Origin of the sequence: Vibrio sp. ECSMB14106, from assembly GCF_000972265.1 — a bacterium.
Classification (GTDB): domain Bacteria; phylum Pseudomonadota; class Gammaproteobacteria; order Enterobacterales; family Vibrionaceae; genus Vibrio; species Vibrio kanaloae.
In genome coordinates, this window is record NZ_LAUM01000014.1 from 26,366 (window position 1) to 38,649 (window position 12,284).

At 43.6% G+C, this 12,284-nt stretch carries 14 protein-coding genes and 1 pseudogene; 6 read left to right on the plus strand and 9 right to left on the minus strand.

The window, feature by feature from the left end; genetic code table 11:
- Positions 1–291: 291 nt before the first annotated feature.
- Positions 292–1,800, minus strand: a complete 1,509-nt coding sequence (locus tag WR49_RS11165) for a DUF3360 domain-containing protein (protein WP_046224051.1) — start codon at positions 1,798–1,800, stop codon at positions 292–294.
- Between the two features lie 316 nt (positions 1,801–2,116).
- On the opposite strand from WR49_RS11165, the gene WR49_RS11170 reads away from it, so the two are divergent.
- Positions 2,117–2,455, plus strand: a complete 339-nt coding sequence (locus WR49_RS11170; protein WP_046224052.1) for a hypothetical protein — start codon at positions 2,117–2,119, stop codon at positions 2,453–2,455.
- Positions 2,456–2,707: 252 nt separating this feature from the next.
- Here the strand turns inward: WR49_RS11170 and WR49_RS11175 are convergent, their stop codons facing one another.
- From WR49_RS11175 to WR49_RS11185, 3 genes are all read right to left on the minus strand, one after another.
- Positions 2,708–3,346: a LysE family translocator gene (locus tag WR49_RS11175; protein ID WP_017057487.1), complete on the minus strand. Its 639-nt coding sequence runs from the start codon at positions 3,344–3,346 to the stop codon at positions 2,708–2,710.
- Between the two features lie 48 nt (positions 3,347–3,394).
- Positions 3,395–4,234 carry a helix-turn-helix domain-containing protein gene (locus WR49_RS11180; protein WP_046224053.1) on the minus strand — a complete coding sequence of 280 codons (840 nt, stop codon included), beginning with the start codon at positions 4,232–4,234 and terminating at the stop codon, positions 3,395–3,397.
- A 79-nt stretch (positions 4,235–4,313) separates the two neighbouring features.
- A complete protein-coding gene (locus WR49_RS11185) occupies positions 4,314–4,769 on the minus strand; it encodes an Lrp/AsnC family transcriptional regulator (protein WP_012604166.1) in 456 nt (151 codons plus the stop codon).
- A 142-nt stretch (positions 4,770–4,911) separates the two neighbouring features.
- Between WR49_RS11185 and WR49_RS11190 the strand changes: the two genes are divergently transcribed.
- Positions 4,912–6,723: a PLP-dependent transferase gene (locus WR49_RS11190; protein ID WP_046224054.1), complete on the plus strand. Its 1,812-nt coding sequence runs from the start codon at positions 4,912–4,914 to the stop codon at positions 6,721–6,723.
- A gap of 138 nt (positions 6,724–6,861) precedes the next feature.
- Here WR49_RS11190 and WR49_RS11195 read toward each other — a convergent pair whose 3' ends face one another.
- Together WR49_RS11195 and accD are read right to left on the minus strand one after the other, a co-directional pair.
- A complete protein-coding gene (locus tag WR49_RS11195) occupies positions 6,862–7,104 on the minus strand; it encodes a hypothetical protein (RefSeq protein WP_046224055.1) in 243 nt (80 codons plus the stop codon).
- Between the two features lie 234 nt (positions 7,105–7,338).
- Entirely contained in the window at positions 7,339–8,205 is an 867-nt protein-coding gene (gene accD / locus WR49_RS11200) for an acetyl-CoA carboxylase, carboxyltransferase subunit beta (RefSeq protein ID WP_046224056.1), read from the minus strand.
- Positions 8,206–8,340: 135 nt separating this feature from the next.
- On the opposite strand from accD, the gene WR49_RS11205 reads away from it, so the two are divergent.
- On the plus strand, positions 8,341–9,249 hold the full coding sequence (locus tag WR49_RS11205) for a LysR family transcriptional regulator (RefSeq protein WP_137032811.1): 909 nt from the start codon (positions 8,341–8,343) through the stop codon (positions 9,247–9,249).
- Positions 9,250–9,299: 50 nt separating this feature from the next.
- Here the strand turns inward: WR49_RS11205 and WR49_RS11210 are convergent, their stop codons facing one another.
- Positions 9,300–9,788 carry a YcxB family protein gene (locus WR49_RS11210; protein WP_046224057.1) on the minus strand — a complete coding sequence of 163 codons (489 nt, stop codon included), beginning with the start codon at positions 9,786–9,788 and terminating at the stop codon, positions 9,300–9,302.
- A 272-nt stretch (positions 9,789–10,060) separates the two neighbouring features.
- Between WR49_RS11210 and WR49_RS11215 the strand changes: the two genes are divergently transcribed.
- Positions 10,061–10,507 carry a NifB/NifX family molybdenum-iron cluster-binding protein gene (locus WR49_RS11215; RefSeq protein WP_046224058.1) on the plus strand — a complete coding sequence of 149 codons (447 nt, stop codon included), beginning with the start codon at positions 10,061–10,063 and terminating at the stop codon, positions 10,505–10,507.
- Complete coding sequence (gene nqrM / locus WR49_RS11220; RefSeq protein ID WP_046224059.1) at positions 10,504–10,713, plus strand: (Na+)-NQR maturation NqrM; 210 nt, start codon at positions 10,504–10,506, stop codon at positions 10,711–10,713. Before WR49_RS11215 ends, nqrM begins: the two co-directional genes overlap by 4 nt.
- Before the next feature lie 52 nt (positions 10,714–10,765).
- On the opposite strand, the gene WR49_RS11225 is transcribed toward nqrM, so the two are convergent.
- A complete protein-coding gene (locus tag WR49_RS11225; protein WP_046224060.1) occupies positions 10,766–11,044 on the minus strand; it encodes a DUF134 domain-containing protein in 279 nt (92 codons plus the stop codon).
- A gap of 44 nt (positions 11,045–11,088) precedes the next feature.
- On the opposite strand from WR49_RS11225, the pseudogene WR49_RS11230 reads away from it, so the two are divergent.
- Positions 11,089–11,564 (plus strand): annotated as a pseudogene (locus WR49_RS11230) (PaaI family thioesterase).
- Positions 11,565–11,770: 206 nt separating this feature from the next.
- Here WR49_RS11230 and WR49_RS11235 read toward each other — a convergent pair.
- The gene (locus WR49_RS11235; RefSeq protein WP_017057474.1) at positions 11,771–11,974 is read right to left on the minus strand and encodes a hypothetical protein; all 204 of its coding nucleotides are present in this window, start codon (positions 11,972–11,974) and stop codon (positions 11,771–11,773) included.
- Between the last annotated feature and the right edge of the window lie 310 nt (positions 11,975–12,284).

The following is a 12,284-nucleotide window of genomic DNA, read 5'->3' on the forward strand; positions in this document are numbered from 1 at the left end:
TTCACACTTTATAGTGACTATATTGATTGAAGGGTTCGCTTTGTGTTTGCCCTCCAAAGTAAGTAGAGAGACACTATGAAACGTTTAATTCTAAACATCACACTCTTGCTATTCATGGCTCTTGGTAGCATGAATGCCGTAGCTCACGGTTCAACTGTTAAAGCGATGAACTAGGTCCGTTGTAACCGTTAGATTGATAAAACTAGGGCCTCGCGCGTGCGAGGCCTTTTGTATTCCGACCAAAACTTAATAACAGCAAGGGCCAAATATTCAATAACTCTCGTCTAGAGGTTAACGAAAACTTGGGATAATCGCTGGTACTCCTGGTAGAAGACCAACCAACGCCATCACACCACTTAGTACAATAAACATAATGCCCGGCAACACCCAACGGCTCATTTTACTCAGTTTACCGCTACGTTCTTTACAACCTATCAGGCCTAAGTTATCCAACAGCATGGTGAGAGACCAGCCAAATGCGGGGTTAACGAGCGCTGAAGAAAATACAACAATCGCTGCCGATTGCGTGGTTTTCCCTTCACGCGTCATTTCCATTCCAGCTTCTAGCAATGGCACAAATACCCCAACAATGAGCGCAACACAAAGTACGGGTTGCCATATCGCTAAATCCATCGGGTAGCCCCAAACTGCGGCGATGATACAGAACAGAGCCGTCAGCAAAGCGCCAGCAGGAATAGGGCGTTTAGCAATCGCCGCCGGTACGATATAAGTACCCCATGAAGACGTAAAGTTAGTACCACCAAGCAAGGAACCGAACGTTTGACGAATGGAAGCGGTGGTCATGGTATCGTCAATGTTCATGTGTACTTTTTCAGTACGCTCTGGGTAGCTGATTTTTTGAAATACTTGGTGCCCTAAGAAATCTGGCGACCACATAGCGACGGCTAAAATCGCGAACGGCAATACCACCATGAAGTGTTCAATCGTCGGTAGGCCTAGCATCCAACCTGTATCTTCTCCCCACCAATACATAGGGTTCATGTTAGGTAAGCCTGGCTCAGTGTGGAAAGCAAATGGCGCACCCATGGCAAACGCAATCGTACCACCCAGTAAGCAACTAAGAGGGACGGCTAACCAACGTTTGCGGAAATGTTCTAATAAAGCGTACAAAATGATGGTGCAAAAGATCACGACAAACGCGATATGGCTCATACCGATTCCCTCAGCCCAAGCGAACAGCTTTTTCACTTGAGAGGCGGTTCCAACAAAACCAAGGTAGAGCAATAAGCCGCCACATACGCCTTTACTGGTGAGGTTGGCCAACATGCTGCCACCTTTACTGATGGCTAAGATTAGGCCAAAAGCGCCAATCAGTAACCCAAAGGCCATAGGGTGTCCGCCAGCTGCAACGACAATCGGAATTAAAGGGATGAGTGGGCCGTGTGTACCGGCGAGGTTAGCGGTCGGCAATAAAAAGCCAGAGAATAGAATGATAAAAACAGAGGCGATGAGTAGCTCATAACGAACGTTTTCTAAAATAAAGCCTTCATCTAGCCCTAGCGCCCCGGCAAAGGTGGCTGCTATCGCTCCCACCATAACAACTTTACCAATGGTAGCGGCCATAGCTGGGATGGTGTCTTCTATCTCAAATCGATAATCTTTAAACGGCAAATTGGGACGCCAGCGTTTAGGCGCCATGATTTGTAACTCATGCTCTAAATATTGTTCGCGGGAATCAAATTCCGATCTTGGTTTATGTTGTTGTTCATAGGTGAGTTCATCCTCATTGGCTTGAGGCTTATCTGGTCGTATATGTGCGGACTCTAAAGTAGTGCTCATTTTGATTCCTTTCATTCACACTCTGAGGTGTGCTATTCCAACAAACGTTATTGACCCACGGCAGAAGTGTAAATAATGTGTCAACTTATAATTAAAAACTCATTAACATTTAGTTGCTAGTACCTTATACCAAACCAAAAAAAACAAACAGTCTCAGACAGTTAGACATTAGTCGTAGAGTAAGTCGACAAGTATTAGGCTTTGTAGATAGTGTGTATCTGACTATTTGTAGATCCTTAATTTCTCCCACGTTCTGTACTTGATAATGATAGAATCCCCGCATCTGAATTATCGAGAAACTAGGTATTTATAAACAATGTTTATCCATCACGTTAACGGCATCGACTGGCTGGTGATTACAGCTTTTGAAGAACTAAAACCGATGTTTATCGAAGATGCTGGTCCAATTCCATCTTACTTTTCTACCGCCAGTGAATTGAGCCTGATTGATCAAGCCAAGCGCAGCTATGGATTTTTACCGACACTCCGCGGTGTGATCACCGATACCGGTACGTATCAAAGTAAAGATCTTGAAGAAGATTTGAACCCACAGCTGGCGTGTATCGTTGAAGGGCGTGGTCGGGTGTTTATCTACCACGGCGACTATGTGGCTTTTGTCGATGAAGAGCAAACCTTCATTACCCGAATGAACTGAAAATTATTCGAAGGTTTAGGTTGGTTAATTGGCACCTCTAAAAAGGAATGGGGCTGGTCTGAACTCGTTATTTCTGCTTGCGCGAAGATGGACATTTCTGAGTTATGAGGATTGGACTGTTGTTACGCACCAGATAACTGTTAACATCCCTAACATCGAATACCACCGCTGTTAGCGGTGGTCGATTTGCGTTGAAATGGGTATTTCATTGTCAACAATTCACGCTGATATGTTTACGAAAAATGCTGTGTTTTAAGCAGGCAGATAGTCTACGAATAGTACTACGCCGAAAAAGATAAGAACAACACCCGCACCTCTTTCCACTAGGTGTATGCTGCGCTTCAGATATTGTTGTATACGAGGTTGTCCAATTGCCACAGCAATCAATAAATTCCAAAGAAGAACAGCAAGAAACATCCATACACCAGAAGACATTTGCTGAACTAGTGTAACTTCACTTCCTAGAATGACCGTCATGAGACTCATATAGAATAAAGCGTTCTTAGGGTTAAGTAGTGCTGAATTTAGGCCGAGTAATAGTTGTTTTATTGCAGAAGGGACTTTTTCTTGCTCTGCTTCAAGGAGAGTCTCATTTCTTTTACTTTTAAGTAGCCTTGTACCAATCCACAGTAGGTAAATAGCACCTAAAACTTCAACCACCGAAAAGATCACTGGATTATCACGAATACTCGTCCATCCAAGTATTGCTATCATGATATAGACTGCATTTCCCATCGCAACTCCAAGACAAATAAACTGGCTTCCTTGCAGTTTATGTCGGATTGAATGAGCTACGATCAGGAAAAAATCTTGACCAGGGCTTAATAGTGCGACGAAATGGGCTATTGCCAAAGCAGGAAATGCCACAGGGAAAAGGGTAGTAAACAACATTAATAATTACCTATAGTTAAATTATTATCGAACTATAGATTTTTGCGTCTAGGAATTATTGTCGAAAATTGACGTTACCCGCTGGTATTGCCGTGGTGTAGAAGCAGTATAGTTAACAAAAGCACGATGTAATTGACTTTGATCTGAGTAACCAACTTCTGTGGCGACATCAACTATATTCATGCCGCATTTCAATAAGAGCTTGGCTTTTTCAACGCGGGTATTATTTAAAAATGATTTGGGAGTTATACCAAAGCGACGTTTGAAACTTCTGATTAATGACTCTTTAGGTCGTTTAAGCTGTTGAGAAATAACATTTAGTGATGGTGGGTTAGCTATATTCTCTAACAGTAAATTTCTTACCTTATAGGCAAACTCGTCATCATTTTCTCGAACGGTCAATGGTGAGCAAAAAAAACTCAGTAGATTTAACACTTCACGATTGACTTCCAAAACAAGTTCTTGAGATTCCTGCTCTAGCAGTTCGCAAATTAAGTCTGTCAGACTCTTCTCTGTTCCACTGTATGTAAACAGGTTTTGGTCACAAATAAATTGAGTGACCTCATATCCATATAAAGTTGAAAGCATTTCACAACACCATGCTTTATCGACATAAAGCATGTGGTAACTACGAGGCTTGCCGTCAACTGGATTGCAAGCGTGAACCTTACTCGGTTCAATCAGAATGATATCATCTTCATTGAGAATGACATGTTCCCCATTCATAGATAAACAAGTCGATCCTGACTTAATGATCCCAACTGATAACTCCGAGTGGCTATGGGCTTTGTAACCTTGAGTACTGTTATATGTGGTTCGAATTGTCAGGTGTGGAACACGTTTGCTACTCCAAAATTGCTGATTGATGTCACGAACAGTATTAGCCACGATATGAAATTCCAAGATACGCTACATATCTATCGTATTTCATAAAATAGCTTTACACAATGCTCAGCCCTAGTGGAATTTACCTCACTGGCAACTTGGTCTTTGTTTTTACCTGACCAAAGGCGAAGCTGGATTCAATAGACGCAATATTAGGCAGGCGAGTTAATTGCTTACGGATAAACTGCTCGTAGCTTTTGAGCGACTCACTGACCACATGTAATAGGTAGTCGTGATTGCCTGTCATCAAAAAGCACTCCAACACTTCATCAATCACCTCAATGTGTTGCTCAAAGTCTCGCATGTTCTCTTCAGTCGGCTTTTCGAGCTTTACCAACACAAACACATTCACAGGCAGACCACACGCTTCTTGATCAACGCTGGCGTGATAGCCGCGAATAATCCCTTGTTTCTCCAGTGCTCGAACTCGGCGTAAACAAGGAGAGGGTGATAGCGCCACTCGATCGGCCAACTCTTGATTAGTCAGCCGTGCGTTGCTTTGCAGTTCAGCCAGTATTTTCTTGTCGATCTCGTCCATTAGCATAATCCATCAATATTGAATTTAGTTTGGCAATATTATTGCTCAAAGTGTATGCCTTACTTAGCAAATAGCAATTTTTAACATCTGCCCAAAACTAAAATTAAAGGAGGAATAACAAGCATGGAATGACTTAGGAACTATGAATACTTCAACTCAACTTAGCCCGCTGCGAAAAACCACCAAACACGAACAAGCAGAAGCACTTGCCATTGAGCAAGCCAAGCATTTTGGTATCGACCCAAACAGTGATTACGGCATCACGCTGATTGAACTGGCTACAACGCTGTACCAAGCCAATACCAAGACACACGACCTTTGGGCGCTGACTGTTGATGGACTTTCAGAGCTCGACAAAAGTGACCGAATCGCTTGGTTTAACGCTAAACGTTTCTTGTCATTCCAGATCGCGAAGATCCTCGATAACCTGCAAAACCCAATGCGTGCCACTTACCAGTCTATTGCCACCAATAATGGTAATTTTGCCTCTAAAGGTGCGTATCCTATCTTCGATAATGTTGCTGCTATCTTTTCTGCAAGCCCTGTTATTACGCGCACCGCGACCTATTTGTTTGCGTGTACAGAATGGATTGAAGACGCCTTCAACGGTAAAGAGCCGCTGCACGATATCTATTCTCGACTGCTTAACCCGACATCGATCTCACTGGCTAATCATATGGTTGATATTGAGGCTGGTTCTAGAGCGAACGAGTATCTAGCTTGGAACTTCAACTCAGGGATGGCGGCCATTGATGGGTTGTTGAGCCACTTGCTCGGGCATGAAGACATTGTCCTGGCTTCACGTAATATCTACGGCGGTTCTTACCAGTTGTTGGAAGATTGGTTTGGCAAGCCTTCTAATTTGAATGTCGCGGTAGAGTGGGTCGATGGTTACTCTGGTGATGAGTTTGCGACGCGACTTGATGAGGTTGCCGAAAAATACGCTGATCGCCTCGCCGCAGGTAAGAAAATCTACGTATACCTAGAGTCACCGTGTAACCCACATGGCTACGTGTTAGACGTTGCTAGCATCAGTAAAGCTGGTCACTCTCGTGGTTGGGATGTGATTGTTGACTCGACAGTGGGCACGCCTTTATTACATCCAGTACTGAAACGTGATGATGTGATGGAAAGGCCAGATTATGTGATTCATTCCTACACAAAAGAACTGGCGGGTTCTGGCATCACAACTGCTGGGGTTGTGATTGGTCGCAATGAGACTATGTTTGTGCCAAAAGGAGAGGAGGTGATTTTCACCAAACCTAACGGTGATGAGGCCAAAATTCCATGGAACGAAACGCTGTTTTGGAATGTGTATTACATCAAAGGCGCATTCTTAGACGCAGACAAAGCGTTTGAAGTGCTCAATGGCATGAAGACTTATGAGATGCGTGTGGTGCAGAAAACCATCAATACTTTGACTCTCGCGAAGATCTTTGATGCACACCCTGATATCAATGTCTCATGTCCTGCTTTGCCAGACAGCGATAACTATGAACACTGCCAGAACAACATGTACTTGGGGCTACCAGCTGCGCTGTTTACTATCGATATGGAAGGTAACGGCGATCGTGCGCCAATCAATCGAGATGGGTTCAAACAGTTCTTCGACATGCTTGAGCCCGCAATCGGCATGCAAGTGAGTTTGGGGCAAACCAATACCGTGGCGCTGTGTCCGGCACTGACTACGCACTCAGAACTCAGCGATGAGGCACTCAATGAAGCTGGCATCAAACCGACCACAATGCGTATCTCTATCGGTTTGGAAGACCCTCGAATGTTCATTGCTCATATTGTCGAGGCCGCTAAATTGTCGATTGACCGTAAGCACGCCGACTTCTCATCGAGCTTCCCTAGTGGTGACAGTATCGATGAAATCTATATGCAAACCTATATGGATGTGCACCAAAGGTTTGTGAAGAGCTTGCCGAAGTTCAGTCAGCTTACTCAGTAACTTAGGTCAGTAAAGAAAGTTTGCAAGATCAGTTAGTTAAAAGGCCGTAAATAAAAAAGCACCCTGCTGACTCAATAGTCGGTAGGGTGCTTTCTCGATATAGAACCTAGGGACCATATTGGTTTACCAAGTCGCTTACTATTTAGGCTGGTGGCCTGTCTTTTTCGCAAGCTCTTGCATAGCCTCGGCAAACGTTGTTGTTCCGCCTTTCGCTTTAACCTGAACAACTTTGTACCCGAGGCTTTCCAGCGCTTGGCGCTCTTCTAAAACGGCTTTGTCATCTGGTTGACTGCCTTGCACTGGCTGATGAATGTAACACCCTTCTAATTGACCATCTTCGACCAGTTGGTGGTGTTTCAGTGTATTGATATCAAAATTCATAGTAAGTCTTTTCGCTTTAAATGGAGAGTCTCTGTGGCAAAGGCCGCGAGTCTTTATAATTTTATGGTTTGTACAATAGGCATTTTAACCATAAGAAGCTAGTGCAAATTAAGCAATCCAATGGAATGTAACTGGGTACGGGTCTGTTCAGTGATAAAGAATGTTCTCCCCCTCGGTCGTTAATCTAAAGAGATTGTTGTTCGTCATTTGAGGGGGAGCTAGAGGGGAAGGTTTTTAATGATCAACTTGAATCTGAGTGTTGGTCATCATCGCGATGAGTCTGGCGGCACGTTTACGCATATCACGTCTATCAACAATCATATCCAAAGCGCCATGCTCTAGTAAGAATTCACTTTGTTGAAAATCATCAGGTAATTTTTCTCGTACCGTTTGTTCAATCACTCTTCGTCCTGCAAACCCAATTCGCGCTTTGGGTTCACCAATATTGATGTCACCAAGCATTGCTAAACTGGCCGAGACACCGCCAAAGGTTTGATCGGTTAATACTGAAATATAAGGCAATCTGGCTTCGGATAGTCGCTTTAAAGCCGCGCTTGTTTTTGCCATTTGCATTAACGCCATGAGCGACTCTTGCATGCGGGCACCACCACACGCGGAAAAGCAAACCAGTGCACAGTTTGATGCAATTGCTTGATTAACAGCGTCCACAAATCGAGCACCGACAACCGATCCCATAGATCCAGCCATAAAAGAAAACTCGAAAGCGCACGCCACAACAGGCATTCCGAGCAGCTCTCCTTGCATTGCGACTAATGCATCTTTTTCGCCTGTGCTTTTTTGGGTTAGGGCAAGGCGCTCTGTGTAGCGTTTATTGTCTTTAAAATTGAGTAAATCTTTCGGCTCATGTTGTTTGCCTAACTCAGTTCTTTCGCCTTTATCTAAAAATGTATCCAAACGAAGACGTGCTGTCATTCGCATGTGGTGTTCACATTTAGGGCACACCTCCAGGTTCTCCTTAAGGGCAATGCGGTAAAGGACCTGATCACAGGATGGGCATTTGGTCCATACCCCTTCGGGAATCGATGCCTTACGTGTACTTATTAACTTCTTTTTATCTAATAGCTTTTCTAACCAGCTCATGGCGAGACCTTATTCTAATCGCTCTAGTGATTAGCATTGTATAAGCCTGTTATTGGTAATAAAGTGTCAAATATTGACTTTATAATCCCATTTAATGGGATGTGTGGGGCTGGTGAGATAGGAGGAGTTGATGTAATGCTTGAAAAAATTGACCAACAGTGGCTTAAAAGCTTTCACTGTGTTTATGAGAACAATAGTTTTAAAAAAGCGGCGGAGTTTTTATGTTTGCCGACCTCAAACGTCAGTCGCCACATCGCTTTGTTAGAAGAGCAACTAAACGTTCGATTATTCGATAGAACGACTCGCCGAATTGCGTCGACAGAAGCAGGGGAACACCTCTATCTGCGAACTCAGCCTCTGTTGGATAAACTCAATGATGCGCTTGAGGAGGTCACACAACATTCTCGTGAGGTGATGGGGCAGCTCAACGTACTCATGCCAGATTCACCGGAATTAGCCCAAGCCGTCGTTTCTTTTTGTACCCAGCACTCTTCCATTTCATTGTGTTGTGATACGAACATCAGCCCTAAAGAAGACTTTGTGGACGGCTTTGACGTTATTCTGAGTTTTCACCGAGGAAAGCTCGAAGACAATAATTGGATAGCCAAGGAGATCAAACGCTGGCCAAGTGCTGTTGTAGTGGCCCCTAAACTTCTGAAAACATCCCTTAGACCTTTCAAGATTACCGACTTGAAACACGTACCTTGCATTAACAGTTTTACCGCATTGAACGGGACTCCTTGGGTTTTCAAATCCTTAACAGGTGAACTTATCACGCAAAGGGTGCAATCTGCGTTTAAGGTCAACAGTGGGCAGCTTGCTAAAGCTGGCGCATTGGCTGGATTGGGGTTTGCGATACTCCCTGCCGAATTCTGTCGCGAGGAAATAGATGCTGGCTATCTGGAAGTTACGGAACTTGAATACAAACCTGAAGACTTGGTGTTGTATGCCTTTTATGCTTCTAGAAAACACATAGCGAAAAAGGTGCCAATATTCATTGAACACCTACAGCGTCAAGCAAATCTTGATTTACACACATATTGATAAACCTAAATCAGAGAGCGTTAGAAGGGGGCTAAGCAAAAAAGACTGGCTTACTTTGATGCTTCGTGCTGCTCAATCATGAACGCGATTGCTTCTTCGCTTAAACAAGACTTGCTGACATATTGACGCTGTTTACCGATATGAAGGATGAACCCTAAATCAGTTTGTTGAAGTTCGTCGATTTTATTCCACGCGATAGTATTCGTGGTTTTATGGTTTTTGTAACTCACTCCGTTAGCATCACCTTGAAACATGACTTTGCTGCCAGCACCAGAGCTTATTCTTTGTCGCCATAACCACCAGGTTCTCTTGCAATACACACTGAACGCTTCAATCACACTCAAAACAATAAAAAACCAGCCAACGTAACCGTTCGGTAGTAGCTCAAACTCTAATAGAACCACACCAAAAACAAGAAACGATATTCCCTTTAAATAGGCTTTTGGAAATTGAGTTGGAAGGCTAGTTTGATCATAACACTCTGCGAAAAACGTCTTGTCGAGGGTGTATTCTGTGGTGAAACCGGATTCTTTAGACATGTGTGGCTACTTTAGTGCTCTTTGTGAATGGGCTTTCTGTGAATGGGAATTCTACGCCGTGCTCTCGCAACTCGAGCATTGTATCGTTTCTCGGTGCTTTTCTTTAGCGGTTTTGATTCTATTTTGTAAATCAATAATACCGTCGTGGATTACTCGTTGAGCTAAACACACGACGCTAGGTATGCAATCTAATTTTTCACACAATAGTTATTGGCATATGCCAATAAAGGGGCGTATGCTGAACTCTTAATCATCAATAACAGGGAGTTACCATGTTATACGCAGTACCTTGTCGCGATCTCCATGTCGGCAACCATTTTGCCCGTTCCCCACAGATAGCGATTGTCGATGAACAACGACAGATAAAACAGATTGTTCCTTTGATTGACTCCGACACCTCTTGCAATAAAAAGAAGCAATGGATTTCGGTTCTCCGTTCTTACGATGTGAAATCTGTGGTGGTTCGTTATATTGGTAAGAAGATGCTGGCGCACTTGTTCAATAACGATATTCGAGTCTTGGCATCGAGAGGTAAGGCAGAAATCGGGGCTTTGGATTTCGACAATCTACGGGAAGTGACTGATCTCGATTATGGTCGCGAGTCGAGAAATAGCGGGTGTAGTAATAAAACGTGTGGCGAGAAAAGACACAAAAAACAAGCTTCGATTCTAATGGCACACCCTAATCAGTTAGGCGCTATTCGAGGGTTCCGAAAATGACTTTTTTGTTGACGCTATTGGGATTTGTAGGAGTCGTTACATTGATGGCGATAGGTGTCATTTTTTCGCGCAAGCCAATCAAAGGCAGTTGTGGAGGATTGGTGCAGTTAGATATTGAGCGTGAATGCAATTGCAAGGATGTGTGTGAAGGGCAAAGTAGAAAGCTGTATCAGATTATTGAGCCATCAAGCTTAGTATCGAACTAAGCATCAAGAGTTCTCGCTCGCTGAGTTAAATAACTTCTGGCTAACACGTGAATTAACTGCTTTGAATCACCAACGCGTGACCATTGACGATGCACTTGGCGACTTTAGCTCGTGCACGCTTGATAATGTTGCCGAACGTTTGGCGAGACACTTGCATTTGCTCGGCGGCTTCAAGTTGGCTCAGACCTTCTTGATCCGCTAAGCGCAAGGCTTCCAATTCTTCTAACAGCAGTTCTTCCTTATGAAGCTTATCCATAGGAACACCATTGGGCTTGAAACAAGAGTAAGCCGCACGGGTACATAACTGGCGATGTTTTTTTGGTCGAGCCATATCAATCTCTAGGAATCTAAGGGTAAAAAGGAATAAGAGTAAGTATGAAGGTTTTCATTCCTCACAATCATCGGCGTTGCCAAGTATGCAGCCAAAATTTTTTTCAGACAGCCCAATTTGCTTCGAAGCAATTAGCGAGCACGAGGCGAATGAACCTTTAACTATGAAAGAACTTTTAGTTAAATATGAAACTTTAATTAAGTATCAAGCTATCGCCAAGATTGTACCAACAGATAAAGCTGAGGGCTACGATGGCATTATGCAGGGCGGCATAGTCTCTACGTTACACGATTGCGCGATGCTGCATTGCCTGTTCCAAAACAGTATCAATGCGATGACGGTGAGTTTAGCGTCTCGCTTTCATCACCCAATAGCGATTGGACAGGAGCTAGAAGTTCGCGCACATTGGGTCAAAAGCAGACGCAACATTCACTTCTTAGAGAGTAAAATCACTCAGAATGGGAGGTTGTGTTCGTCAGCACAGAGCCAGTTTATGTCAGTTTCTAGCTATCAAACTTAAGCTTGGTATAGCGGTGTTGCTTTATCAGCTATAAAAGTCCAACTACGGTTTCATCATCACAGAAAATAACCCGTATGAAGAAGAGATAACCCGCGCACTGCTGCAAATTCGGGAGTCTTGGAAGTGACGTGAAATCTTAGTCGAATACTTTGCGGACAAGTAATCGACATCTGCTACATACGCCAAGGATTTTTGGTGGTGTTTCGTTACTGCTGGTCTGAACCAGAGGCTTTGTTTTTCTTGAAGTATTTGAACGCTGTCCAAACAACATAAGCGGCAACACCCACAATCAATGCTGAGCGAAGGAGAATCGGCGCATCATGCTCAAGTTGGCTAACGTGAGGCACGATACTAGCAAACAATCGACTGGTGAAAAGCAGCCCCATCACTAACATAATAACTTTATTCATGTGACCTGCCATTTTATTAGATGCGTTACACAGAACCAGTTATCGGCGGGTTAAGTTATTAATGCCACCAAGAACGGCCCTGCTCGAAAATAAAAGCATGCGCTTCTCAAACGTAACCGTCAACGCGATATCAGTTGAAAACCAGTAAGCTAAAGTTTCGTTTTTGGAAGTGGGTTGTACTGCAAGGTGGAGTTAGCTTAAAAAATAAATAAGAGTGCCAAAAGAGCCAAAATTTTTACGCCAGTATATTTGCTTATTACTAACGAGATAAAAACAGTGCCTTTATTCTCGGTAAAGTGGTTACCTTTGG

Excerpts from the sequence above, each read along its gene's own strand:
- WR49_RS11195 (WP_046224055.1), bottom strand. The coding sequence starts at position 7,104 with ATGAATTTTGATATCAATACACTGAAACACCACCAACTGGTCGAAGAT.
- WR49_RS11165 (WP_046224051.1), bottom strand. The coding sequence starts at position 1,800 with ATGAGCACTACTTTAGAGTCCGCACATATACGACCAGATAAGCCTCAA.
- accD (WP_046224056.1), bottom strand. The coding sequence starts at position 8,205 with ATGAGCTGGTTAGAAAAGCTATTAGATAAAAAGAAGTTAATAAGTACA.
- WR49_RS11215 (WP_046224058.1), top strand. The coding sequence starts at position 10,061 with ATGTTATACGCAGTACCTTGTCGCGATCTCCATGTCGGCAACCATTTT.
- WR49_RS11235 (WP_017057474.1), bottom strand. The coding sequence starts at position 11,974 with ATGAATAAAGTTATTATGTTAGTGATGGGGCTGCTTTTCACCAGTCGA.
- WR49_RS11210 (WP_046224057.1), bottom strand. The coding sequence starts at position 9,788 with ATGTCTAAAGAATCCGGTTTCACCACAGAATACACCCTCGACAAGACG.
- WR49_RS11205 (WP_137032811.1), top strand. The coding sequence starts at position 8,341 with ATGCTTGAAAAAATTGACCAACAGTGGCTTAAAAGCTTTCACTGTGTT.
- WR49_RS11185 (WP_012604166.1), bottom strand. The coding sequence starts at position 4,769 with ATGGACGAGATCGACAAGAAAATACTGGCTGAACTGCAAAGCAACGCA.
- nqrM (WP_046224059.1), top strand. The coding sequence starts at position 10,504 with ATGACTTTTTTGTTGACGCTATTGGGATTTGTAGGAGTCGTTACATTG.
- WR49_RS11175 (WP_017057487.1), bottom strand. The coding sequence starts at position 3,346 with ATGTTGTTTACTACCCTTTTCCCTGTGGCATTTCCTGCTTTGGCAATA.
- WR49_RS11190 (WP_046224054.1), top strand. The coding sequence starts at position 4,912 with ATGAATACTTCAACTCAACTTAGCCCGCTGCGAAAAACCACCAAACAC.
- WR49_RS11225 (WP_046224060.1), bottom strand. The coding sequence starts at position 11,044 with ATGGCTCGACCAAAAAAACATCGCCAGTTATGTACCCGTGCGGCTTAC.
- WR49_RS11170 (WP_046224052.1), top strand. The coding sequence starts at position 2,117 with ATGTTTATCCATCACGTTAACGGCATCGACTGGCTGGTGATTACAGCT.